The organism is Embleya sp. NPDC025285 (assembly GCF_055558835.1).
Window position 1 is genome coordinate 38,508 of sequence record NZ_JBVHLU010000069.1, and the last position, 23,125, is coordinate 61,632.

The 23,125-nt window shown below is 70.5% G+C and carries 27 protein-coding genes and 2 pseudogenes; 18 read left to right on the plus strand and 11 right to left on the minus strand.

The genetic code is table 11. The features are described from left to right. Positions 1-176: 176 nt before the first annotated feature. The 4 genes from ACZ4FV_RS34995 to ACZ4FV_RS35010 all read right to left on the minus strand — a co-directional run bounded on the left by ACZ4FV_RS34995 (position 177) and on the right by ACZ4FV_RS35010 (position 2,637). Complete coding sequence (locus ACZ4FV_RS34995; RefSeq protein ID WP_465324337.1) at positions 177-590, minus strand: VOC family protein; 414 nt, start codon at positions 588-590, stop codon at positions 177-179. A 157-nt stretch (positions 591-747) separates the two neighbouring features. After that, positions 748-1,413: a VOC family protein gene (locus ACZ4FV_RS35000; RefSeq protein ID WP_465324339.1), complete on the minus strand. Its 666-nt coding sequence runs from the start codon at positions 1,411-1,413 to the stop codon at positions 748-750. Beyond that, on the minus strand, positions 1,413-1,934 hold the full coding sequence (locus tag ACZ4FV_RS35005; protein ID WP_465324341.1) for a helix-turn-helix transcriptional regulator: 522 nt from the start codon (positions 1,932-1,934) through the stop codon (positions 1,413-1,415). The genes ACZ4FV_RS35000 and ACZ4FV_RS35005 overlap by 1 nt, the downstream gene beginning before the upstream one ends. A gap of 292 nt (positions 1,935-2,226) precedes the next feature. Then, positions 2,227-2,637, minus strand: a complete 411-nt coding sequence (locus ACZ4FV_RS35010; RefSeq protein WP_395861761.1) for a VOC family protein — start codon at positions 2,635-2,637, stop codon at positions 2,227-2,229. Positions 2,638-2,927: 290 nt separating this feature from the next. Here ACZ4FV_RS35010 and ACZ4FV_RS35015 point away from each other — a divergent pair, with 290 nt between their 5' ends. The 3 genes and pseudogenes from ACZ4FV_RS35015 to ACZ4FV_RS35025 form a co-directional block, all read left to right on the plus strand. Continuing rightward, positions 2,928-3,107, plus strand: a complete 180-nt coding sequence (locus ACZ4FV_RS35015) for a hypothetical protein (RefSeq protein ID WP_402241309.1) — start codon at positions 2,928-2,930, stop codon at positions 3,105-3,107. 316 nt (positions 3,108-3,423) lie between these two features. Continuing rightward, positions 3,424-4,206: a hypothetical protein gene (locus ACZ4FV_RS35020; RefSeq protein WP_465324344.1), complete on the plus strand. Its 783-nt coding sequence runs from the start codon at positions 3,424-3,426 to the stop codon at positions 4,204-4,206. A 43-nt stretch (positions 4,207-4,249) separates the two neighbouring features. After that, positions 4,250-4,432, plus strand: a pseudogene (locus ACZ4FV_RS35025) (Tn3 family transposase); the annotation flags it as partial. 509 nt (positions 4,433-4,941) lie between these two features. Here ACZ4FV_RS35025 and ACZ4FV_RS35030 read toward each other — a convergent pair. Beyond that, the gene (locus tag ACZ4FV_RS35030) at positions 4,942-5,598 is read right to left on the minus strand and encodes a TetR/AcrR family transcriptional regulator (RefSeq protein ID WP_465324348.1); all 657 of its coding nucleotides are present in this window, start codon (positions 5,596-5,598) and stop codon (positions 4,942-4,944) included. Between the two features lie 95 nt (positions 5,599-5,693). On the opposite strand from ACZ4FV_RS35030, the gene ACZ4FV_RS35035 reads away from it, so the two are divergent. From ACZ4FV_RS35035 to ACZ4FV_RS35070, 8 genes are all read left to right on the plus strand, one after another. Next, a complete protein-coding gene (locus ACZ4FV_RS35035; RefSeq protein WP_465324388.1) occupies positions 5,694-6,038 on the plus strand; it encodes an NAD-dependent epimerase/dehydratase family protein in 345 nt (114 codons plus the stop codon). Then, a complete protein-coding gene (locus ACZ4FV_RS35040) occupies positions 6,035-6,676 on the plus strand; it encodes a Rossmann-fold NAD(P)-binding domain-containing protein (RefSeq protein WP_465324353.1) in 642 nt (213 codons plus the stop codon). Before ACZ4FV_RS35035 ends, ACZ4FV_RS35040 begins: the two co-directional genes overlap by 4 nt. Continuing rightward, the gene (locus ACZ4FV_RS35045) at positions 6,673-8,412 is read left to right on the plus strand and encodes a type IV secretory system conjugative DNA transfer family protein (protein WP_465324356.1); all 1,740 of its coding nucleotides are present in this window, start codon (positions 6,673-6,675) and stop codon (positions 8,410-8,412) included. Before ACZ4FV_RS35040 ends, ACZ4FV_RS35045 begins: the two co-directional genes overlap by 4 nt. A gap of 277 nt (positions 8,413-8,689) precedes the next feature. Beyond that, positions 8,690-9,280 carry a hypothetical protein gene (locus tag ACZ4FV_RS35050; protein ID WP_465324358.1) on the plus strand — a complete coding sequence of 197 codons (591 nt, stop codon included), beginning with the start codon at positions 8,690-8,692 and terminating at the stop codon, positions 9,278-9,280. Further along, entirely contained in the window at positions 9,273-9,806 is a 534-nt protein-coding gene (locus ACZ4FV_RS35055) for an integrase (RefSeq protein WP_465324360.1), read from the plus strand. Before ACZ4FV_RS35050 ends, ACZ4FV_RS35055 begins: the two co-directional genes overlap by 8 nt. After that, complete coding sequence (locus ACZ4FV_RS35060; protein WP_465324362.1) at positions 9,793-10,248, plus strand: hypothetical protein; 456 nt, start codon at positions 9,793-9,795, stop codon at positions 10,246-10,248. Before ACZ4FV_RS35055 ends, ACZ4FV_RS35060 begins: the two co-directional genes overlap by 14 nt. A 713-nt stretch (positions 10,249-10,961) precedes the next feature. Then, a complete protein-coding gene (locus ACZ4FV_RS35065; protein ID WP_395861740.1) occupies positions 10,962-11,423 on the plus strand; it encodes a hypothetical protein in 462 nt (153 codons plus the stop codon). Beyond that, the gene (locus tag ACZ4FV_RS35070; RefSeq protein ID WP_395861738.1) at positions 11,420-11,743 is read left to right on the plus strand and encodes a transcriptional regulator; all 324 of its coding nucleotides are present in this window, start codon (positions 11,420-11,422) and stop codon (positions 11,741-11,743) included. Before ACZ4FV_RS35065 ends, ACZ4FV_RS35070 begins: the two co-directional genes overlap by 4 nt. 211 nt (positions 11,744-11,954) lie before the next feature. Here the strand turns inward: ACZ4FV_RS35070 and ACZ4FV_RS35075 are convergent, their stop codons facing one another. After that, positions 11,955-12,563: a TetR/AcrR family transcriptional regulator gene (locus tag ACZ4FV_RS35075; RefSeq protein WP_465324366.1), complete on the minus strand. Its 609-nt coding sequence runs from the start codon at positions 12,561-12,563 to the stop codon at positions 11,955-11,957. Between the two features lie 192 nt (positions 12,564-12,755). Here ACZ4FV_RS35075 and ACZ4FV_RS35080 point away from each other — a divergent pair, with 192 nt between their 5' ends. The 3 genes from ACZ4FV_RS35080 (at position 12,756) to ACZ4FV_RS35090 (ending at position 14,942) form a co-directional block, all read left to right on the plus strand. After that, positions 12,756-13,583, plus strand: coding sequence for an EamA family transporter (locus ACZ4FV_RS35080; protein ID WP_465324368.1), 828 nt, complete (start codon positions 12,756-12,758; stop codon positions 13,581-13,583). 508 nt (positions 13,584-14,091) lie between these two features. After that, positions 14,092-14,364: a hypothetical protein gene (locus tag ACZ4FV_RS35085; protein ID WP_465324370.1), complete on the plus strand. Its 273-nt coding sequence runs from the start codon at positions 14,092-14,094 to the stop codon at positions 14,362-14,364. Next, positions 14,361-14,942 carry a hypothetical protein gene (locus tag ACZ4FV_RS35090; RefSeq protein ID WP_465324373.1) on the plus strand — a complete coding sequence of 194 codons (582 nt, stop codon included), beginning with the start codon at positions 14,361-14,363 and terminating at the stop codon, positions 14,940-14,942. Before ACZ4FV_RS35085 ends, ACZ4FV_RS35090 begins: the two co-directional genes overlap by 4 nt. A 282-nt stretch (positions 14,943-15,224) precedes the next feature. Here the strand turns inward: ACZ4FV_RS35090 and ACZ4FV_RS35095 are convergent, their stop codons facing one another. Both ACZ4FV_RS35095 and ACZ4FV_RS35100 read right to left on the minus strand, forming a co-directional pair. Further along, positions 15,225-16,187, minus strand: coding sequence for a GNAT family N-acetyltransferase (locus ACZ4FV_RS35095; protein WP_465324375.1), 963 nt, complete (start codon positions 16,185-16,187; stop codon positions 15,225-15,227). A 118-nt stretch (positions 16,188-16,305) separates the two neighbouring features. Beyond that, positions 16,306-16,596 (minus strand): annotated as a pseudogene (locus ACZ4FV_RS35100) (N-acetyltransferase); the annotation flags it as partial. A gap of 527 nt (positions 16,597-17,123) precedes the next feature. On the opposite strand from ACZ4FV_RS35100, the gene ACZ4FV_RS35105 reads away from it, so the two are divergent. The 3 genes from ACZ4FV_RS35105 (at position 17,124) to ACZ4FV_RS35115 (ending at position 18,999) form a co-directional block, all read left to right on the plus strand. Further along, complete coding sequence (locus ACZ4FV_RS35105) at positions 17,124-17,576, plus strand: hypothetical protein (protein WP_402241285.1); 453 nt, start codon at positions 17,124-17,126, stop codon at positions 17,574-17,576. A 294-nt stretch (positions 17,577-17,870) separates the two neighbouring features. Further along, complete coding sequence (locus ACZ4FV_RS35110; protein ID WP_465324391.1) at positions 17,871-18,188, plus strand: hypothetical protein; 318 nt, start codon at positions 17,871-17,873, stop codon at positions 18,186-18,188. A 376-nt stretch (positions 18,189-18,564) separates the two neighbouring features. Further along, positions 18,565-18,999, plus strand: a complete 435-nt coding sequence (locus ACZ4FV_RS35115) for a DUF6892 domain-containing protein (protein WP_395861724.1) — start codon at positions 18,565-18,567, stop codon at positions 18,997-18,999. A gap of 1,054 nt (positions 19,000-20,053) precedes the next feature. Here the strand turns inward: ACZ4FV_RS35115 and ACZ4FV_RS35120 are convergent. The 3 genes from ACZ4FV_RS35120 to ACZ4FV_RS35130 all read right to left on the minus strand — a co-directional run bounded on the left by ACZ4FV_RS35120 (position 20,054) and on the right by ACZ4FV_RS35130 (position 22,252). Beyond that, positions 20,054-20,425 (minus strand): fic family toxin-antitoxin system, toxin component, encoded by a 372-nt coding sequence (locus tag ACZ4FV_RS35120; RefSeq protein ID WP_395861722.1) that lies wholly within the window; start codon positions 20,423-20,425, stop codon positions 20,054-20,056. A gap of 2 nt (positions 20,426-20,427) precedes the next feature. Beyond that, the gene (locus ACZ4FV_RS35125) at positions 20,428-20,640 is read right to left on the minus strand and encodes a hypothetical protein (protein WP_331765759.1); all 213 of its coding nucleotides are present in this window, start codon (positions 20,638-20,640) and stop codon (positions 20,428-20,430) included. A gap of 340 nt (positions 20,641-20,980) precedes the next feature. Beyond that, positions 20,981-22,252, minus strand: a complete 1,272-nt coding sequence (locus ACZ4FV_RS35130) for an MFS transporter (RefSeq protein WP_395861720.1) — start codon at positions 22,250-22,252, stop codon at positions 20,981-20,983. A 38-nt stretch (positions 22,253-22,290) separates the two neighbouring features. Here ACZ4FV_RS35130 and ACZ4FV_RS35135 point away from each other — a divergent pair, with 38 nt between their 5' ends. Further along, complete coding sequence (locus ACZ4FV_RS35135; RefSeq protein ID WP_465324379.1) at positions 22,291-22,917, plus strand: helix-turn-helix domain-containing protein; 627 nt, start codon at positions 22,291-22,293, stop codon at positions 22,915-22,917. The last annotated feature ends 208 nt before the right edge of the window (positions 22,918-23,125 follow it).

A 23,125-nucleotide genomic window follows, 5' to 3' on the forward strand; every position in this document is an offset into this window, starting at 1 on the left:
TCTCCTGTTGTTCTGCCGCCCCCTGCGGACGTAGTTCTGCCGGCCCACCGCGGATCCGGCCCGCCCGACTCCGATGGCCGCTCCCACTTCCCACACCGGGACCACCATCGCCGTACTCGGGACGGCTGCGGCACGCGCCGCGCCGTCCCGGACGGCTGTGAGGCAACAGATCGCGGCTATTCCGCGTAGGGCTGGTCGGTTCCCTGGGCGCTGTAGCCCAGGCTCCAGACGTAGCCGTCGGGGTCGGCGAAGGTGCCGCCGTATCCGCCCCAGGGCAGGTCGCCGGCGGGCTTGAGGATGGTGGCCCCGGCCGTTGCGGCCTCCGCCATGATCTCCCCGACCCTCTCCTGGCTGCGGACGACGTAGGTCAGGACCAGCCCGCTGAAGCCGCTGCCTTCCGGATCCGTGCCCACCTGGCCGGCCAGACCCTCGCGGCCGTAGAAGCCGACCGGCGAGGCGCCGTCCGAGTCGAAGAACACCGAGATGCCGAAGTCGTTCCTGATCTTCCAGCCGAGGCCCTCGGTGTAGAACCGCTTGGCCCGGTCCATGTCCCGGACACCGAGGAGGATCGAGCTGACGTGCGCCTTCATGACGTGCTCCTTGCACAGTGGGTGGATGGACGCGTGCCGGACATCCGGGCTGCGGGCCCGGCCGTCGCAGCGGCGCGTGTTCGCCGGTCGATGGGCACGACGGGGCGGGTCGAGCGGGCGGGAGGCGGGTCGAGCGGGCCGGGGTGGGGGCCGGGGGTCAGGACGGTGCGGGGGCGGGCGACGCGGCGGCCTCCCAGGCGAAGTCGTCCGCATCGGTGAAGGCGTCGGCGGTGGTGCCGAGGACGATGCGGTGCGAGCCGGTGCCATCGGCGGGGACACCGAGGTCCTTGGCGAGGGCACGGCGCTTGTACAGCGCCAGCGTGAGGGGACCGGCCCCGCCGGGGGTGAACTGGACGTACTTGCCGCCGAAGCTCTTGGCCACGGACATGCCCCGGCCGACGTAGTCCCGCCTGGTGGCCTTGACGTCCTCGACGCCGATCAGCAGGACGACGTCGTCGACCTCGCGGGTGGCGGGGCCGGTGTCCTTCCTCGCCGAGGTCGCGATCTTCCAGATCGTCCCGTCCGGGGCCTCGACGACGCCGCTGTAGCCCCACAACGACTTCGCGGCGGGCTTCAGCACCGCGGCGCCGGCGTCCACGGCCGCGCCGACGAACGCGTCGACGGTGGACGGCCCGGACACCGTGAGCGCCAGGGTGAAACCGCGGAACCCGGTGGAGTACGCATCGGACGCCCGCAGGCGAATGTACGAGTCCACACCGAACGCACTGTAGAAGCGGCGAGCGGCCTCGAGATCGGCCACCTCGAGGGTGACGGACGCCAGGGACGTGTCGGCTGCGGGGGAAGCGGTGATTGCCATGACCATCACGCTAGGGGCCGCGCGGCGGCCGGGGCTTCTCGATTCCTGACCGGTCTCGCCACCTGCTTCGCCACACACGCCGGCATCCCCTCCACCACGAACGCCGACCCCCCGTCACCGACCGCACCCCCGGCATCGGCAGGGTCGGCCGCCGCATCCGCCGCCCGACGCCGAAAAGCCCCGGGCGGCATACCCACCAACTCGGTGAAACGAGTGGTGAACGTCCCCAGCGACGCACAGCCCACCGCGAAACAGACCTCGGTCACACTGACGTCACCCCGCCGCAGCAACGCCGCCGCCCGCTCGATCCGACGCGTCATCAGATACGAATACGGCGACTCACCGTACGCGGCCCGGAACTGCCGACTCAGATGCCCGGCGGACATGTTCACATCACGGGCGAGCGCCTCCACGTTCAACGGCTGCGCGTACTCCCTGTCGATCCGATCGCGGACGCGGCGCAACCGCGCGAGATCGGCCAGGCGCTGCGCTTCGACGCGCGCACGCCGCCATTCAGGCTTACACATCAGACCCTCCCCCTCGTTCTTTCATCTTCCGTTGCCATCGACGTCTTCGAGCGTTCGGGGTGCCCCCCGAGGGGGCACCCCGAACGCTCGGTGGTGTGGACCGGCCCGCCGGACCCTACCGGCCGCCGGACGGCAGCGGGACGCAGTCCGGGCTCATGACCGGTTCAACGAGACCCGCACGGGGCCCCGACGGGCCACCGGCAGGGCAGGCACTTTTGCTCCGGTGCGCCGGCGCGTTCCTCATAGGTGGTCGCGATGTCGGCCCACACAGCCACAGCAATACCCGCACAGCTCAGCGCAGTTCCTGGATGCGGACCAGGTTGCCCGCGGGGTCGCGGAACGCGCAGTCGCGGACGCCGTACGGCTGCTCGGTCGGCTCCTGGACGACCTCGGTATCACCGGCCTGCACCTTCTCGAACGTGGCGTTGAGGTCCGGGGTGGCCAGCAGGATCCAGCCGTAGGTGCCCTTGGCCATCATCTCGGTGATCGTGCGGCGCTCGTCCTCGGTGACACCGGGATCGGCGGCAGGCGGCGCCAGAAGGATCGACGTACCCGGCTGACCGACCGGTCCGACCGTGATCCAACGCATCCTGCCCTGCCCCACATCGCTGCGAACCTCGAAGCCGAGGACGTCGCGGTAGAAGGCGAGCGACGCGTCCGGGTCGTCGTGCGGAAGAGAAGTCGTGTGAATGGTGATGTCCATGGCGAGCAGGCTAGAGCCGGCGCCGTGGACCGCGCTTCTCGATCCCTGATCGATCAGGACACACCTGGACGCTCATGTCACGCGCAGCCCACTCGCTTCCCGCGACGGTGCACCCGATGCCCCGCCAGCCGTCGGCAGCAAGCGGTCCCTTCGAGCCCCGACGGGATCTGATCGACGCGCGCCGCACCGCCGGCATCCCGACCGCCATCGCCTGGACGGCTCCCTCGACCACGAAAACGACTTCGCCAGCGGAGTCTGTTCTCATAGGAAGTGCTTTTTCGGCTCCGGGGTTGCTGTGCCTGGAGCAGCGGCCGATCCCGCTGCCCGGCGAGGACACCGCACCGACCGACGTCGACCAGGTCCTCGACGCCGCACGGCGCCTGGTCGCGGCCGGAGCGGTCGGCCACGACGACGAACACGGCGGGTACCTCGTCGCCCGCTACGACCTCCCCGCCGCGTTCAGGAGATAGCCCCCGGGGCGCGTCGCCGGATCAGTATCGCGGCGAGCGACCCGGGACCCGGACAGCGCGAGTTCGGGTCCTGGCCTGTCAGGGTGGTCAGCAGTTCGATGATCCGGGCGTTCGCGGCACCTGCGGAGCCAGGCGGCGCGTGTCGGGACGGTCCCGGATCGCGCGATCGTCTCGGGGAGGCACCGCCCCGTGGAACCCGTCACCGCGACCCTCGCCGTTCTGGGCGCCGCGGTCGCCCTCGCCGACCCGGGCCCTGCGCGGCCGACTGGCCCTGCGTCCGGAACGACAGCGCGAGTCATGCCGGCAGGCGCGCACGTTGCCCGACGGCAGCAGGCTGGTGGATCTGAGCACCGGACTGCTGATCGAAGTCGGTACGCCGCGCCCCCGGGCCGTCACCGAATACTTCGCCCGCGCCCACACCAACCCCCTCGACACCCTGTTCGCCCTGCACCCCACGGACCGCCCTTCGCGCATCCTGGATCCCGCGCCGTCCCGGGCGACCGCCGAAGCCTTCGACCACCGCGGCCAGGCGTTGCGGCTCCTCGGCTACCCCGCGAAGTACGCCCGTGCCCTCGACGCGATCGAGGATGCCTGGGACCGCAAGATCGGCCGCGCGAGCCGGATCGTCCTCGACGCCGGACGTCCCGTTCGCATCCTGCGGAATGGCATCGCGGGGGACGACCTCCGAGACAGAGCGGACGAGCCGGCGTTCGCCGAACTCGACTGGGCGGCGATGCCGTTCGACCACGTGGCCAAGCGGCGGAGCACCACCGAGGACCAGCCCCTGGGCGCCCTGCGCGTTCTGGCCCGGCTGCACCGCCACATGACCCGTCTGCGCGATTCCGCGCAGCAGGCAGAGGGAATGGCGGCCAATCACGTTCGTCGGGCGTTCGAGCGAACCGTGGACGTCTCGGGCGAAGACCTCTCAGGGATGGAGTTCACCGACATCCGGGTGCTGGAGAACGTCCTCCGGACGGACGACACCCGGTGGTCGCCCGTGGTCGCCCGCCTCGTCGGCAGGTCCTCCCGGCTCATCACCGAGGGCGTCTACCACGTGCAGTTCGACGGACTTCACGACCACGAACCCGCCTGGGCGTGACCCGACGAGCCGCCCACGCCTTCGCCTTGGGGTGGGGAACTCGGTGGACGCCGCCCTCACCCGGCTCCGCGCCGACGACTTCGAGGTCCGTGACGAAGACGCCGCCCGGCTCTCGCCGTTCGTGCGCCACCACATCAACGTGCTCGGGCGGTACTCCTTCCAACTCCCCGACCTGCCCGGCGGCCTGCGGCCCCTGCGCGACAAGCACGCCACCGACGACGAGTGACCGCGGCTGGCCGGGGAAAGCCGCACCGGGCCTTCCCGGGCCCGGCTCGGCGAGGAACCCGGTGCCTTCGTGCTCGGGCCACAGTATTCCGGTGTCGCGGTGGTCGGTGATGTCGAGGCGGGCGTCGGCGGTGAGGCGGGGGCGCTCGAGACGGTGTTCGACTTCGACGTCCCAGCCGGTGATGGGGCCGGCGTGGTGGCGTACGCACGCCGCGGCGGTCGCGGTGACGACGCATCACCCACCGCGGCATCGACTCCTCCCAACCCCTGGGCCGGCACAGATAGGTCATCGAACGGACCGTTTCCTGGCTCAACGCGTTCCGCCGCCTCCACCGCCGATATGAGGTCAAGGCCTCGCACTTCGGAGCGTTCGAAGGCCTCGCGCTTCGGAGCGTTCGTCAGCATCGGCGCCGCATTCATCTGCTACCGCAGATACGCCACATGAAACGACTTCCAAACCCAACCACCAGGGGTTACACCGTTCTCTTTTACAGACCCCGGGGCGCCGGGTCAGCGGCTTGAGTGCGGGGCCTGTGTGCGCGTTGCCGTGGGGAAGGTGTCGGTCAGTATTTGGAGGAGATCGCGTCCGCGGGCGGGACCTCCTTTCATGCGGCCGTCGAGCATGAGGCTGACGAGGCCGTGCATCTGGGCCCAGAGCAGGTCGGTGGCCGCGTCGTCGTCGTAGGCGGTGGCGGGATGGTCCGCTGCCGCCGTCTTGACCGCGGTCTTGAGGACCTCGAAGCATCGGGCCGCCGAGGGTGGGGCGTCCGGGGTCCCGAACGGGACGTCGGGAAGGCTGTGCATGAGCCCGTACAGGTGCGGGTTGCCGGAGGCGAACTCCCAGTAGGCGGCGGCGATCGGGCCCAGTGCGCTCGTGCTGCCGTGTGGGAGTTCGGGGCTTTGGGCTCGGCCCAGGCGGTCGGCCAGTTCGGCGAAGCCGACGTCGAGGAGTCCGATCAGGAGCGCCTGCTTGTTGGCGAAGGACTGGTAGAGGATCGGTGCGGTGTAGCCGACCCGGTCGGCGACCGCGCGCATGGTCACCTTCTCGAAGCCGCCGGACTCGTCTGCGATCTCCCGGGCAGCCGTCAGCAGTTCGGTACGCAGTTGGTGCCTGGCCCGGGCCCGCTGGTCCGCCGTGCCCTTGATCCTGTACTGCCCCGCCGGCATTCGCTGCTCCTCGTCCTCGCTTTCCAACGATGTTAGACAAGCCGGAGAGGATGATCTACTCTCGAAATCTAACGTTGTTAGAAAACGGGGGAACCATGCGTGCACTCGTCACCGGTGCGTCCGGAACGATCGCAAGCGCGGTCACGCGGTCACTGCTGCGGCAGGGCCACGCAGTCGTCGGGACCACCACCTCAGGTGGCCGTTCCCCCACGCCGGAAGGCGTCGAGACGTTCACCGCGGACCTCTTCGAGGCCGGTGCGCCGACCGATGGGCAGCGTGGACGCCGCCGTGCACGCGGCGTCGAGGAACGACGAACGGGCCGGCGAACTCGACCGAATAGCGGTCGGGTCCCGGTCGAGGCGTTCACGGGAACGACAGGCCGCTGGTCTACTACACCGGCGGCCTGTGGCTGCGCGGGAATGTGGGGTCGACGCCGTTGACCGAGGACTCTCCGCTCGCCCCGCCGATGGTGGTGGCCTGGCACCCGGCGCTCGAGGAGATCCTCGTCGAGGCTGCGTCGAGGCGAGTGCGTACCGTCCGGATCCGACCCGGCCTGGACTACGGCGGGGCGGGCTACGTTCCGCTGCTCCTGCCTCCCCAGGACACAGACGACGGAAGGGTCGTGCGGCACTTCGGCGACGAGTCGAATCGATGGGCGGTGGTCCACGCCGACGATCTCGGCGACCTGTACGCCCCGGCGGTGGAGCGCGCCCCGGCCGGCTCCGTCCACCTCGGCGCGAACGAAGAACCCGTGCCGGTGCGGGACGCCGCCAAGGCCGTGGCCGACAAGCACGGTGCACAGGTTCAGCACTGGAACCCGGCCGACGCACAGCGGTGTTGGAACGTCATGGGCGAGGCACTCATGGTGGACCGGGCCGCGAGCAGCGCCAAGGCGCGCGCCGAACTCGCATGGGACCGACCCGGCACAGCCTCCTCGACCAACCCACCGCGGCATGACCACATCCACACCCTGCCGCCGCGACCTGCGTCCCGTGCCGACCGCGGAAAGGCGACACGACACATGAACCACCGACCGGTACCGCCATCGCCGCATTCCGGATCAAGGGGTAACGCATGAGCGCCACACAAAGGCGTAGAGGGCCCAACATCGAACTCGAGGCGTTGGTCTTCCTGTTCGGCATCGTCATGTTGGTGGCGCTGCACGTGATGGCGTGGTTGGCGGCGTCGTGGGGTGGGGGGCCGTCCGAGCATCCCGGTCCGAATCCGCTCGTCCTGGGCGTGCGTCTGATCATCGGCGACTACCGATGGCCGGGTGCCCTGGCGACTGTCTTCCTGCTCGTCGAGGTCCTCGGAGCACTCGTCCTGGCGATGATCGGGTGGTCGGTGTGGAGCAAGTCCAGGGGCAGTCGCGAGCGGATCGACATGGCCAACCGCTACCTGGCCTCGCCCAAGGAACTACGACCGTCCCTGACGCCTCAGGTGAGGCGTACGGCGGAGAAGCTCGGCGTCGCCAAGGGGACCACGCCGGGTGTGTTCATCGGCCGGACGGTGCGGGGCGGGGACGAACTGTGGGGTTCGTGGGAGGACATGCACGTCGACATCTGGGGTCCGCGTACCGGTAAGACGGCAACCAGGGCCATCCCGAACATCGTCGCGGCGCCGGGCGCGGTGGTCGTCACCTCCAACAAGCGCGACGTGGTCGACGCCACGCGTGGCATTCGCGAGGCCAAGGGCACGGTCTACATCTTCGACCCGCAGAACCAGGCGGGCGGCAAACCGGTGTTCTGGTGGAACCCGCTGTCCTACGTCGAGGACAGCATCGTCAAGGCCGTCAAACTCGCCGCCCGCTTCGTCTCCGCCAACCGCCAGGACCACGCGCGCAGCGACGCCTACTTCGAACCCGCCGCCCAGGACCTGTTCGCCAACCTGCTCCTGGCGGCCTCGATCGACAGGCGTCCGATCACCCAGGTGTACGTGTGGTTGACCCGCCCCACCGACGACACACCGGTACGGATCCTGCGCGACGCCGGCCACCGTCTCCCGGCGGAGGCCGTCGAGTCCGTGATCGGCCAACCGGACCGGCAGCGCGCCGGGGTCTACGGCACCGCGATCCAGATGGCCTCGTTCCTGGTGGCCGAGAACATCAACGAATGGGTGACACCGGGCAGCGACCCCTCACGACCCGAGTTCGACTTCAAGGCGTTCGTCCGCTCGCCCTCGGACACCCTCTACCTGCTGTCCGAGGAAAGCAACAAGATCGCCTCCCCGCTGGTGATGGCGCTGACCACGATCCTGGCCGAGGAAGCCGGGAACTACTCCCGCGACTCGCCCAACGGGCGGCTCCCGATCCCGGCGCTCTTCGTCCTGGACGAGGCCGCGAACGTCTGCCCCTGGAAGGCGCTTCCCGACAAGTACACCCACTTCGGTTCGCGTGGCGTCATCGTGATGGTGATCCTCCAGTCCTGGGCCCAGGGGGTCTCGGTGTGGGGCGACAACGGCATGCAGAAGTTGTGGGGTTCGGCGAACATCCGGGTCTACGGAGGCGGCGTCTCCGACGTGTCGTTCCTGGAGAACCTGGCCAAGTCCGCCGGTGTCTTCGAACCGCGAACGACCAGCACCAGCCACAAGTTCGGCGACCACCGCGGCATCAGCCGGGCCTCCCGGCCGGAGGCCGTGCTGGACGCGGCCGACCTGATGTCGATGCCCCGCGGCCGGGCCTTCGTCCAGATCAGCGGCTCGCGCCCCACACTGGTGCGCACCGTGCCGTGGTGGGAGACCGAGTACGCGGACGACATCCGCCGCTCCATCGCCACCTACGACCCGGCACACGCACTGGCCACCACGCCGGCCTAGTGCCAGGTTCCGCTTTGGGCGGGTAAGCAGTGGTCAAACAGTGGTATTTCGGCTGCCCGGGGGCAAGTCTGGTGCCGAAGTTTCTGATGGCCCGTCGACCCGTGGACGGGGACGAGGAGAAGAGGGTCCAGCGGTTGGGCCCGCTTCGGTGCCCCGAGTTCACGGTCTCGGCGGCGTTTGGGTCGGACCGGGGAGGTTGGACACACCTGCGTCGGGCGCGTGGTGGGATCGGTGCGGGTCCTGTTGCTACGTCCCGACGCGCTGCGCCACGCCGCTCATGACGTTCCACGAACACCTTCGACGTTCAGCCGGCCAGGCAATCGCCGCCGTCCCCATCGCCGAGACACGCGAGATCTACGCCGTCTCCTTCCACATCGACCACGAGCGGGACGATCCCCGGCGACCGATCCTCACGATCGGCTACAACACCGAGACCCAGGTCGAAGCAGTCAGCAATCAACCAACCGGCGGCCCCTCCGACTTGGCCGAAGCACGCTGGAACTATGCCTTCTGGCTCCAGAACGAGCTCGCCGTGATCGGCGACAGCTCCCACGATCCCGCTGGGGCGCGTGCGCGCGAGGACTGGATCAGGGAAGCCGGACTTTGGTACGCCGAACCCGCCGTCGCAGCTGACTGGACGACCGCCGCCGAGCGGCTCGCCCAGCAGATCGATGCACGCTTCAACGAAGCCTGCATCGACCTCGCCGCCGAACTCCACGCCACCGGCGTCATCCAAGAGTCTCTGGGCCGCCCAGTGCCCATCCTCATCCACGAACTGGAGTACTACGACGACGTTGCGCGGTGGACAGAACACGCCAACCCTCCCGACCTGGCCAACGAGTTCACCAACTGGGTCCGCAATGGCTGAGGTATTCGGAGAGTTCCAATATCTGACTCCACCGTTAGCCGTCCATCCGGCCGAGTCGATCAAGGCGCACCGTGCCTTCATCACCCGCCGTCGGGCCACCCGGCCCAGCGAGGAGTACCGGATTCCCACCGAGGAAGAATGGGTCGCCTTCCTCACGCACTTCGAGAAGCGCACGGTGTCCATCGGTACCTGCGTCCGCGCATTTTCAACCCCTTGTGTTCATAAGCACGCATGTGTCAAATGTCCACTCCTCCGTCCGGACCCAGCCCAACGCGGCCGGCTGGTCGAGATCCGCGACAACCTCACCGACCGCATTGCCGAGGCCGAACGCGAAGGCTGGATCGGCGAGGTGGAAGGTCTCCGTGTCAGCCTGGCCGGCGCCGAGGACAAGCTCACTCAAATGGACCGACGCACTGTCAACGCCACGGCGATCAACATCGGCATGCCACGCAGAACCCCAGCTCAGCCAATCCGGGCGGAGGAAGGAACAGCTGCGCCGGGACAATCAGTGGATGACCACCAATGAGATCCGGTTCGACTGCCGACGAAAGCAGCGTGGCGATGGCAGCGTGCTCGTGATCGTCCCCCGCATCGACGGAGCACCACTCACCGAGCTGATCGACAGCTTCGAGATCGCTGCCGGGATGACGCCCGCAGGGAACGCATACGGTGGTCTGATTCCGCAGTTCTACCGGTTCGGGCCGATGGAGGACCACTTCCGCGGACTGTCCACCGACGCGATGGGGCCGGGGACGCCTCTGCTCGGCTGTGAATGCGGAGAGTGGGGCTGCTGGCCACTCATGGCCCGCATCACCGTGACAGCAGATCTCGTGATCTGGGACTCCTTCGAGCAGCCCCACCGCAAGACCCGCGACTACACGGCGTTCGGCCCGTTCCGGTTCGAACTTCGCCAATACGATGCCGCCTTGGGCGCTCTAATATCGGCAATCGGCTCCGACACCACATGATCTGGACCTACCAGCGCCAGCGGTGGTTTGTTGACAGCTGGTCGGGTCGCGGTAGGCCGATGGGAGAGGACATCGCCCGCGCCTCGGGGTGCGATGACCAAGCGTCAAACACCGCCGTTCCTCTTCGGTCAACGCCGCGAGTTCGGCGTCGAGCCCGGGGGTGGGCGTTGCCGGGTGGCCTGAGTGCCGACACCATCCAACCTCCGACGTCGTCGGACGATCCCTCGGCGACGAGGCTGTAGTACGCGAAACTGCGGAAGTAGTACCGGAAGGCATCGGGTCGCAGAGTGTTGATGTCGATGCGGATTCTCTGAAGTTCCCCGGGCCGACCTCCCACCACGCGTCGGAAGCCGCGGACGCTACCCGCCCGTCCCGACACGTGGCCCGCGTCGGGACGTCGACGGAACCGATGGGCGCGGCATCGGTTCTCGGGATGAGACGACCCGCCTGTCGGTTCGGCGGCGCGAACCCGCCACCGAGGCCGGGACGCTCGTCGTGCCGACCGCGGAGGTCCTGGCGCCCCCCGTCGCCGACCCACATCACTCCCGACGGTCCATCCCCGAGCCACCGGAAGCGGGAACGAGCGGCGCCGGTTGCGCGATACCGGGGCCGCCCGGCGGCCTCGGACGCCGATTCGCCCGTCTGATGGCCCTTGACTTTCCCAGTGGGAAAGTCGGATGCTTACTTTCCCACCAGGAAAGTGAGGTTCCATCATGACCGACACCGCTCCGGAGCAGGCCCGCGCCGCGCTGGACGTCGTCGACCGTGCCCAGCGCCGCGTGGCCGACGAAGTCGGCCTGCCCCGCGGCTACTGGTGGGCGATGGCCGCCGCCTGGACCGTGCTGGGTGTGCTCGGCAGCGTATGGCCGTGGCTGGGCGGAATCGCAGCCGCGGCCTTCGGCACGGGTCACGCGATCGTCGCGACGCGCCTGCTCGGCGGACGCCGACGCACCGGCCGAGTGCAGGTGAGCGCGGCCGTCGCCGGGCGCCGCACCCCGCTGGTGGTGATCGGCATGCTGGTCGTGCTCGTCGGCTCCACCATCGCCGTCGCGCTTGCACTGGACGCCGACGGCGCGGAGCACGCCGGCATCTGGGCTGCGGTGCTGGTCGCAGCCGTCATCGGCTTCGGCGGACCGGACATCCTGAGCGTTCTGCGCCGGTGGGCACGGGCATGACGGCGCCGCGGTTCGACGAACTGATCCACCCCAGCACCCGGTTGACGCTGGTGGCGACGCTGGCCGCCGCCGACTGGGCGGAGTTCGCCTACCTCAAAGACCGACTGGGGCTCTCCGAATCGGCGCTGTCCAAGCAACTCGCCACCCTCGAAGAGGCCGGGTACGTAACCACCGAGCGCCGCCTCAGCAGCGGTCGTCGCAAGGTGCGCGCCCGCCTGACCGGTGCCGGCCGGGACGCCTTCGACGGGCATGTCGCCGCGCTGCAGGCCATCGTCGCCGGCGCCACAACGCCCACCGAGAGTCCCGCTACCCGCTCCTGACGCGGGCGCGGCCACGTATTCGGCGCACCACGCGCCCGACGCACGCCCCGTCGAACGGCTCCGGTCGAACGCGCACCCGAGTCCGGCGGCCGTGGATGAGCCTGGAGGCCATGGCGTTCCCGCGTCCTGCCGCGACCATGGCGCTCTCGTCCGGCACGACGCGCAAGGCGTCGCTATCCGCGCGCCGGCCGCGCGCCGGCTCCGCTCGCCATCAGCGGCCGTTCGCGATCAGTCGGGCCGCCACGGCTCGACCGTGGGCGAGCGGGTCCGTTTCCCACCCGCGCAACAGGCCGGCCATTGCGCCGTCGTACACGAGCAGTACATCCGCGGCCAGGGCGGTGGGGGCCGGGCCGCCGACCGCGTTCGCGAGCAGGGTCAGCCTGGTGCGGAGCAGCGCCGACTCTGCGGCGAGTACCGCATGGGCCGGGTGCTCCGGCGACGGGAGTTCGGTGCCCGTCGCGAGAAAGGCGCAGCCGCGTGCGGGGATGTGGCGGTTGCGGTAGGTGGCGACGGCGTCGAAGAGTGCCAGCAGCTTGCCGGTGGGCGTCTCCGCGGCGTCGACGGCCTCCTGCCAGATCCGGTCCCAGCGGTCCAGGCGGCGTTGCAGTGCGGCGGCGATCAGACCGTCCTTGCCGCCGAAGTGTGCGTAGAGCGTGCCGGGTGAGACGTGCGCCTGCTCCAGGACTCGGTCGACGCTCGTTCGAGCGATGCCGTCGCGGTAGAAGAGTTCGTCGGCGGCGTCGAGCAGACGGGTTCTGGGGGGCGCGTCCGGTTTCGGTGCGGGGTCGAAGGCGGGGTCGCGCCGGGAGTCCTGTGCCATGCCTGTACCATAACGCTCGTTACACTGAAACGATCGTTACAGTGGCAGGGCGTCGATGTCGGGTCGGGTCGTCGCACCGGCCGAGGGGTGGATATGGCCGGCACCTCGGGAGCGGAAGCAGGAGCGGGGTCGGGATCGGGAACGAGGAGGTCGCGGTCGGGTTCCGCTCGGCGGGGTCCGTTCGTCGGCGCCGTGTTGGTGCTCGTCAGCTGTCTGGGAGTGCAGACCTCGGCCGCGCTGTCGTCGGGGCTCTTCGGCGCGTTGAGCGTGCCGGCCGTGGCGGGACTGCGTCAGGCGACCGCCGCGCTCGTCCTGTGCGTACTGGTGCGGCCGAGGGTGCGGGGGCGTGGTCGGGGCGAATGGGCGGGGATCCTCGCGTACGGATCGGCGATGGCCGGCATGAATGTGGCGTTCTACGGTGCGGTGGACCGGCTGCCGCTCGGCGTCGCGGCCGCCTTGTTGTTCCTGGGGCCGTTCGCGGTCGCGGTCTCGTCGGTCCGGACTCGGCGTGACGCGTTGTTTCCCCTGGTCGGCCTGGTGGGCGTCGTACTGGTCACTCGGCCCGGCGGGAGTGTCGAGTGGCTCGGGATCGGTTTCGGGTTGCTCTCGGCACTCGCGTTGGCGCTGTACACCGTGTTTGCGCAGCGAGTCGGCCGGGCCGACGCGGGATTGCATGGCCTCGGCCTGTCCGTGGCGGTCTCGGCGGTGTTGTTGTTGCCCTTCTCCGGGCCCGCCGTGCCGCGGGTGGAGGCAGGTCAGTGGGTCCTGGTCGGCCTGTCCGGCGTCCTCGGAGTGGCTCTGGCCTTCACTCTCGACTTCACCGCCGTCAGACTCGCCGGCGCCACGGTGGTGGCAGTCCTGTTCGCCCTCGATCCGGTGGTGGGGACCCTGGTGGGCGTCATAGCCCTCGGCGAGGGCCTGCCCCCGTCCGCACTCGCCGGTATCACGTTGATCGTCGCGTCCGGTGCGGCGGTCACCTGGCGCGCGGGGACACCGCCGTCGGCCGACGGGAACGCTTGACAGCGCCGCCCGCAACCGTCCCGTCCGCCGCTATGGCGAGCGCCGCGACGTCGAGTCAGCGATCTGTGGCGGGTATGCCCTGTGCCGGTCGGGTGCGGAGGGCTTCGGCGAACTCCTCGGCGCGGCCGAGTTGTGCGTGGAGCTTGTCGACCTGTGGGTGGTGGTCTGCTCGTAGGTGCGTACGCGTTCGAATGCGCCTCGCGGTCGTCGGCGCCCGTGGTGTCGGCGTGGCCGTTCGGCCTCTGGGCGGTCGGTGGCCTCCAGCAGGTCGCGCGTCTGTTCCGGAGCTGGGCCCAGCGGCTTCGTCCAACGGATGACCGCGCGGCGGGTCCACCGCCCGGGCCGGCGTCGGATCACCAGGTGACGGGCAGCATCAACCCCGGAGCCGGCCTCACACGAGCATGCGAACCTCACACGTCCGCGCACCGGCACTTCGGCCCACCGAGACGACGCTCTCGCCGCCATCGCCCGAGAACCCGAGAACCCCGCCCCATGATCGGGAGGAGCGGTGGGGGCTGTGATGGTCCTCGACCACGGGGCGGCATGCGTCCGCGGGGTCGAACGCGACGCGCACGTGGTTGATGACGCCGGCCGTGATCCGCGGGTGGTGGGCATGGAGGGGCGGCCCGTGCGGCTGCCGTGGCGCGACGCGGCGGACGGGCGGGTGCGGTCGTGGGTCCCGCAGATGTTCGTCCGGTACGCGGACGGCACCGCACTGTTGGCCGACTGCCCGAGCCAGGCCAGGGCCGGCGGGGAGCGGGTGTCGAAGCCGCAGCGGTGACAGCAGCGGCGTACGAGGCCGTCGGCTGGTCGTATCGGCGGCTCGAGCCGTCGGATCCGGTGTCGGCGGCGAACCTGGGGTGGCCGGCCGGGTACCGGCATCCCCGCAACGGGGGTCGGCCCGGGCTGACGGCCTCGGTGCTCGAGGCGTGCACACGGGCGCGGCCGCTGATCGAGGGCGTCGAAGCCGTCGGCGACCCGATCGAGGTCCTCCCCTGCGTCTTTCACGCCCTGTGGCACTCGCGACTATCCGTGTCCTTGGACGAGCCGTTGCCCGAACACGTCCTGGTGCGTATGTCGGTGGCGGGCGCCGAGGGCACCACTGCGTTGTGGGGAGGCGGAGCGAACGGGGCACAGCGGGGCGGCCGGTGGTCGCGGTGGGGGCTGGGGGCGCGTGTGCGGTTCCGCGGAGCGCGGCGGCAGGTCGTCGGGCTGTCCGGGCAGTGCTGCGTCCTGGTCGGCGAGAACGGGGTCGACGAGGTGGTGTTGGCCGGGTATCTGTTCACCGATCCGGACTTCGCGGTCTTGGGCGCGGAGGTTCGGGTCGCAGGCGGTGCCGCGGTGGGGCTGCCGGCATGAACGCGGATGGGTTCGTCCAGTGGTGTCGGCCGGACGGTAGGCGATCGCCGATCGCCGACGCCGCCGGGCGTCGTGGCAAACGGATCCGTCGCCCGCCGCGTACGGCTCGGCGGATTCCCCGAGCGGGGGACGGCGACCCGCCGGCTTTCGGAGCAGCGTTCTGGTCGGGTCAGGTAAGCAGTACCCGTTTGTGTGGCGGTTTGGAGCCGGCACGGCCGAACAGCCGGTGCCTTGAGCAACTCGGGGATGCCGTCGCGTTCGATCCGGCGGGCCGTTGCGGCGTCAGGGAGAGTCGATGACCTCGTGGCCCGCGGCGCGCAGGGCGGCGAGGGCTCGTGTGCGGTGCGGGTCGGGCACCAGGAGGAGGTCCGCGTGGTACGTGGAGCAGACGAACACCGGCACCGCGGCCTCGGCGAGGGGTTGGACGAGGGAGGCCAGCAGCCCGGGCACGTCCAGACCGTGCTGTGCGTCGGCGTCGTACAGGCCGATCCAGCGCTGTGCCGCGGGGGTGTCGGCGGAGGCGTTCCGCACGACGGTCAGCCCCTCGGGCGCGCGGACCAGGGCGTGCCACGCGTCGTCGCGGGGTTCGCGGTCGTCGGCGAGATGGTCCAACGCGAACACGTGGTCCAGGACGGTGAGCCGAAGTACGGGACGGGGGCGGGTGTTCGCGTCCGTCTCGGCGGTGTTCGCGTCCGTCTCGGCGGTGTCGTCGCCGGTGCTGCCGGTTTCCCGGTGCCGCTTCAGGTCCAGGGTGAACGCGACCCGGTCGAGACCGGGGCCGTCGTAGTCGGGTTGGACGGGTGAATCGCCGGCGTCGGACAGTGTCTCGAAGCCGAGCCGTTCGTGGAATCGTCGGGAGCCCTCGTTGCCCGGGCTGGTGACACTGTGCACATGCCGCCGCCCGCTTGCGCGGGCTTGGTCGAAGAAGCCCAGGTACAGGGCCTTCGCGATCCCGCGTCCGTGCCAGGCGGGGTCGACGCCCACGAAGTGGATGTACGCCACATCGGGTCGGCTCTGCGAGTGGAACCCCACAAGGAACGCCACCGGTTCGCCCTCGCGTTCGACGAGGTAGCTGGTCGTGGCGAAGTGCTGGAAATACAGCCGGGGCAGGAGCAGGGCGCGTTCTCGGGAGCCCGCCTCCCCCTGGAAGCCGCCCCACCAGGCATCGAGCACCGCCAGGATCCGTGGCTGATCCTCGGCGACCGGATGGCGGACGGTCAATCCCCTTGGCAAGTCGTCGATCATGGTCGAGATGATGTCAGGACGTCGTCGGTCGGCCCAGCGAATTGTCCGCGGCCGTTCGCGCCCGCCGCGTCGGCGCGGCACGCGTCGTATTCGACGTGCGTGCCCGCTACTTGTCCTGGACGCAGCCGAGCAGGGCCGTGCCCACGTCGTCGAACAGCGCATGGTTGAACGACTTGTGGGCCGCGATCTCGTCCACGTGCCGGACCAGGTCCACCCGGTCCTGCTCGAACGTCACCGTGGCCACCGGCCAACCCCAGGCCGCGCCGCAGATGGACCACAGACCTTCCCGCGAGCCCATCGCGGCCGGGTGGTCGAGCTCGGCGTCGGCACCGCTGATCGGACGCAGGAGATGATGGCCGGGCAGCGCCACACGGACCGGATGGACGAAGTCGACAGGCAGCCACGTCATGAGCCGCAGGCCGGCAGCCAGCGTTGGACGAACCGGGTGAGGACGTCGCGTCGGTGTTCGGTGGGGTGTTCGCCGCACGACCAGTCCGCGTATGAGGTTCGGTTGTGGTGTCGCTGGGATGTTCGGTTTCGTGTGTCACTGATGTGTGGATGTATCAGTCCGACACAGCCGATTCGCCCCGGATCGACCATACTCGCCACGTCGGCCGTTGCCCGCCTCCGGCGAGGACGACGTTCGCTTGGGGGCGGCATTTGGATAGAGTGCCGCCGCCGACCGACCCCACGTTCCACGGAGGCAACTTGTCCAGCCAGCCGGGAAACCACGGGCCCTATGGTCCCCCTCACCCTCCGCACCCCAGGTGGGCCTGGTGGGTCGTGGGCATCGCGATCCCACTGATCGGCATCATCGTCACCATCGCCGTCAGTCGCGGCGGCGGCTCGGACGCCGGGTCCTCCTCGGCGACCACGGGCGGCGCGCCGGCCCCACAGCTTCCGCCGGCAAGCACATCCGTTCCACAGCTTCCGCCGGTGAGTACCCCCTCGGGGTCGGGGTCGGGAGCATCCGCGCCCGGGACGGCGGGGCCCGCCGCCCCGGCCCCCCGCATCGCTTTCGGCCCCGGTACGGTCACGGTCGACGTCTCGACCAGCTACCTCGACCTGGACACCAGCCCCCCGCTGGCCACCCAATCGAACAAGGCGGCGGACATCGTGTTCGCTTACAGCGTCGGCGCGCCCAACCTCCTGACCACCGGATCCACCCCGACGCTGGCCGTGCTCCCCGTCGACGCCGCCCCTCCCACCCCCGCCCAATGCAACGATGCGATCGGCAAGCGCGGCACACACACGGGAGGTAAATCCGTCCTGGGGTCGAGTTTTTGCGTCCTGACCGACGAAGGGCGCACCGCCTACCTCCGGCTGACCACACCTCCCGCCGTGGGCGCACCCCTACGCATGCAGGTCACCGTGTGGGAGGCCCCCTGAGCTTGTGCTCTATGGTCTGATCTCGAACGATGCCTCGAACGGGGTCACTCGTCCGGGAGTTCGCCGGACGAGTGACACGGCCTTCGTCTGATCATGTGCTCCGACCAAGGACACACGCGATCGATACGAAGGCCGTGGGGGAATGAGTCTGCTGTACCACGAGGTTCGGAGCGAGCCGTTCGCGCAAGCGCCACACTTCCGGGAGGACTTCTTCGCGTGTCGGAACGCGCGGCGTGACGAACTGCGCGACTCACGGGCGCGTTGCTGTGCGCGGACGGGCCGGTGACGACGCCGGTGGAATCGACGCTGCTTGCCGAGCACCGCCGCGGGCACGGCGCGCGGTACGACGCTCTCAACCGCGGCCGTCTCGACACCGGCAGGTTGCGGCGGAACGCTTGCCGCGCTGCCCCAGCCCAGGGCCGCCCACGACCGGCTCGTCCTGGCCGTGGACGTGGCAACTGGCTGCGGCCGGAGGCCCCCACCAGCGCGGACAGGCTGTTCTGCCACACCTGTGGCCGCGGCCGGGACCAGCACCTGATGATCCCGGGCCGGCCGAGGCTGTTACAGAGCATCACCAGGACCGCCCGCCCCGCCGAGGGCAGCGGACTGTGACTGCCGTGGTTCGCGCGCCCGGATGGACTACACATCCCGACAACGGTCGGGCCGTTCGACCCCGGCCCCTTGCCGGCCGGGCACGACGGTGATGCCGAAGTCGAAGCCGTGGAGACGGCGTTCGTCATGCCATGGCAGGGCGGCATCGACCTCGTCCCACAGTCGGCGTGGCCCGCCCCGGACGGCCTTGCCGATCCCGGGTCGGTCGTCGACCAGCGCCCAGGAACGTCCTCGGTCCCAGAACTGCCACGCCGTCCCGACGAAGGCGGTGGGCCTGAGCGGGCCGGGCCGGGGGACGGCTCGGTCCGCCGCCTTTTCCACTCGGGCGGAGGTCGGGTGGGGGGCCCGTGTCGTACCTCCGTGGTACTCAAGCCCTATGAGTCAGTTCCGCGATTTCAACTTCAAGCTGCTCGTCATCGACAAGCTCATGTACGGCCGTGAGCGGCTTCTCCCGGTCTACGACCTGCCCGGGCGGCTGGCCGAGCGTGGGATCCGCGACGCCGCGTCCTACGTGCTGAGGAACGGCCTTTACGAGGAGGTGCTGCCGGAGTCCCGGGCTCATTTCGAGGCCCTGGAGATACCGGCCGAGCTGCTCGCCCGCGTCGAGGAACTGTGCTTCGACGCCGGGGCGGACGTCTTCCGGCACTGTGCTCCCGCCTGGGACGGCGAGGACGATCTGTTCGACGTCCGTTCGCTCGACGACCTCGACCTGCTGCCCAACCTGCGGGCGGTCACCTTCGTGCGGGACGGCGTTCTGGCGGTGCCGGACGCGGCGGAGGTCTTCGCCGCGCGCGGCATCGACACCGACTGAGCCCGGCACCCATTCGTCGCCCGCCGCCTCGGCTGAGGCCCTCAAGGGCCCCAGCCGAGGAATACCGCGCACCGACGTCACGCGGGCGCCTACAGCCGCTCCGGCGCCCCCGACGGCCTCGGCCACGCCTCCCGGCCCGGCCGTGCCCGTGCGGCCGGTCGCGCCCGTGGCCGTGTCACCGACCGCCGTGTCCACAGCGCCGGTGCTGTCCGCAAGTCGACGCTGGCCGCGCTGATCGCGGGCATCGGCACACCGCAGGCCGGGTCGGTGTGCGTGGGGTCGGTGGGTGTCACCGTGGCGCAGGGTGTGCTTTTGAGTCTGGCGTCGATACGGGTGGCGACCACCGCGCAGTTGCACCGGTTCGTCAACCCGCATGCCGTGTCCGCCGACGTCGTGCGCCGCGAGGCCTGTGCCCTGCGCGAGCGGGGCCTGGTCGGCGGCGTGGCGGGTCGGGAACTCCAGTCGGTATCCGATGGCGGCGGTGTCGTGGAGGTTGGCCGGGTCGAACATGATCCAGTCGTTGTCGCCCGAGATGGACCCGTTCCCGCTCTTCCCCGATTCCCGCTCGCCCTACTGCTACTTCGGTCTGGCCCCGACGCTGTTCGACTCCCCGGCCCGGCTCGACCGCAGGCCGATGTCCTGGCTCGCGCACACCTTCCTGGCCTGGACTCCGATCACCGAGACCATCGAACGCCACCTCGTTCCGCCGGTCGGCTTCGCCGGGGCTTCGACATCGACGCCACCGGGGACGTCCCGATCCACGAACCCTCGCCCCTGCCCGACACGGCCTGGACCGGCCACCTCCGCTTCCTCATCGCGGAACACCCGGCATGGACCTTCGCTCGACAACCCGCCACGCAAACCGATGCCGGGTAGCGCACGTCCACATCGGAACAGCGCGCGTGATCGCAGAGCGGGGTCGTTCCAGCGCGACGAGCTCTCGTCCGGCACCGCGTTCACCGTGCCGAAAGCCTCGCCCGGGAACTCCTCTCGCAGGTAGCTCCCAGCCCCGACCCACGCGCCGACATCGCCGAAGGCACGTGGGCCCAGGGACTCAGTCGGCGGTGTCCCAGGACTTGAGGACGGCCGCGACGCTCGCCGCGGTGGAGGAGGCGCGGGTCAACTCGTCGGCGAGTGCGGTGACTCCGGCCTGGGTGAGCTTGACCGGCACGCCGCACGCCGAGAGGTAGCCGTGCGCCACCGCGACGGCCACCCGCAGGTTCGAGCGCTCCAGCCAGCGCATCCGGCCCAGACTGTGCGCCAACGCGGCGGCCTTGGCGTAGGTGCCGTGGTAGACGTCCTGTCCGGCGATCACCGCCCGATGCCGCTCCACGGCCGCGACCGGCACGCCGTAGTCGTCCGGGGCCGGGTCGTCGCGCCCCGCGCGGCGGGCGACCTCGAGGATCCACGCCAGATCGACGCTCACGCTCACCCGCGCGCCTCGATCTCGTCCAGGAGGTCACCGTAGCCGTCCAGGACCTCCTGCGCGCCCGCGAGGAACGTCTCGCGCAGACGCTCGTTGTCCGTGCGGATCAACTGTTCCACGTACTCGTTCACCGGAATGTGCCGCGTCTCCGCCGCCTGGCGCGCCATCTCCGCCGCGGCCTCCTCCAACCGGAGATTCACCTGAGTCTTCGCCATACCCGGCAAGCTACCACCTGATAGCAGCACAGGGAATCGAGGACGAAACGGGCAACGGCGAGACACCGAATCCCACACCGGAGCTCCACCTGCTTCCTCCTGCGGATCGTCGTCGAGTCCGGCCTCGTGGAAACCGCTCCCGTCCGGCATGAGGAGACCGGCCCGGGTCATGGCGGGCACGAGGCGGGGGTGTTCGGTGAGCGGGGCGTTCCGAGGAACGGTGATCCCGAAGCGGGCCTGATCCATGCGTGCTCCTTCGCGTACTCCCGCACGTACTCCCGAGACGGTCGTGGTGGTTGATCAGGACCGGCGCAGCGCGGCCGTGCGCACGACGCGACGCTCAGGCTTCGCGCGCGTCGGCGGACGAGCGGTCGGGCGGGAGGCGGACGAAGAGCGTGCCGATGCCCGCGCTCGCGAACAGGGCGGCCAGTACGCCCCATCCGACGCCGCCCACTGCCTGGAGCAGTGCGGTGATCAGGACCGGGCCGAGTACGTGGCGTCCGACCGAGCGACCCATGCCGAACGCGGCCAGGTATTCGGCCCGGCGGTCGTCCGGCGCGACGGCGTAGGACAACGTCCAGGCGGCGGACACCGCGATCACCTCGCCGCAGGACAGCAGCACCACGCCGATCGGGAACACCACGGCGGCGGGGGCCCATTCGGCCGACCACAGCAGTACGCACGCCGCCGCGAGCAGCGCGCCGGCCGCCACCTGGCAGCGCCGCGCGGCCCGCACCGAGACCGCGAGCCGCGCGGCCGGCATCTGGCACACCACGCCGAAGACGGTGTTGACCGCGTACAGCGCGCCGAGCCAGGCCGCGGACAACCCGCCGCGCGTGGTCAGCCACAGCGGGATGCCCAGATTGAGCACCGGCAGCCAGAGTTGGAGCAGCGTGTCGATCGAGGCCAACCCCCACACCCGCCGATCGCGCAGCGCGCCCCATCCGGACACTCGCGTCGCCGCGCCCCGGGCCGGCGGCACCGGAATCGTCGCGAGCAGCCCGGCCACCAGCACGAACGCGGCGGCGTTGACGAGCACGACCGCGCGGAACGCGGCCGCGTCGCCCAGGCCGACGGCCAGGCCGCCGAGCGGGGCGCCGAGGCTGATCCCCAGGTTGGCCACCGTGCGGTAGGCGGCCAGGGTGCGCACCCGGTCGGCGCCGTCGGCGAGTTCGGCCACGAATGCCTGGGTGAGCGCGGACACGCTCTGGTCGGCCGTGGTGACCACGGTGACCGCGACGAGGAAGCCCCACCACTCGCCGACGGCCGCGTAGCCGGCGGTGCCGGCCGCGCGGGCCAGGTGCAGGGCGACCAGGGTGTTGCGTACCCCCACGAGGTCGGCAAGCCGGCCGATCGGCACCGCCGTACCGAGGGCGATCAGTCCGGCCAGCCCGAGACCCAGGCCCACGCCGCCGGTGGACAGGCCGACGATCCGGGTGAAGTAGACGGCGGAGAACGCGACGAACAACCCCACGCCCAGGTAGTCGACCAGCCCCACCCCGAGCAGCCGCCACACCCGACGCCGCCCCCGGACGTCGGCGTGGCCTCCGCCGATCTCGACCTCGGTCGCGTCCTGCCCGGCTCCCCGCCCGTAACCATTATCATGTGTCATGGACACAGTATTTTGGACCGTGAGGACACGATCACGCCATGACCGATCCCGCCGAAGCCGTCGGCTCCACCCTCGCCGCCAATCTGCGCGCCGCCCGGCAGGCCCGGGGCTGGCGGCTGGAGGAACTCGCCGGGCGCTCCGGAGTGAGCCGCAACATGCTCCAGCAGATCGAGACCTGCCGAACCAACCCGAGCATCGCCACCCTGGCCCGGATCTCGGCCACTCTCGGCATCCCGATCGGTCGGCTGGTCGAGCCGCCCGAGGAACTGGGCCACGTGGCCCACCGCGACGACGCGCCGACCCGGCCCGGCGGCCGGGAGAGCGTGTTCCGCCTGCTGATCAACGACACCACCGCGCCGTTCACCGAGCTGTGGGAACTGCGCCTCGCGGCCCACGACGAGGTGTCCGCAGGCGCGCACCCGGCCGGTACGCGCGAACTTCTGCACGTGCACGAGGGCACGGTCACCGTCGAGGTGGGCGGCGCGACGTTCGCCGTCGGCCCCGGCGACGCGCTGCGGATGCGCGGCGATCGGCCACACGCGTACCGCAACACCCGCGCCGAGCCGGCCCGGTTGACCATGACCGTGGTCTACGCGGGTGTGTCCGACCCCCGCTACCGGGAGATCGGCGACGCCGCGTCCCAGGGCGGCACCGTGGCCTGGTAGCCCGCGAACGGCGTCGCGCTGCGCGAGGTGCTCGGCGCGCTCGATCCGGCGAACGCGCAGCCCACCTGCGCCCTGGTCCTGCCGGTCCCGGGCAGCCGACCCGCGGACGCGCCCGCCGAGGGGGGGGGGGGGGGGGGGGGGGGGGGGGGGGGGGGGGGGGGGGGGGGGGGGGGGGGGGGGGGGGGGGGGGGGGGGGGGGGGGGGGGGG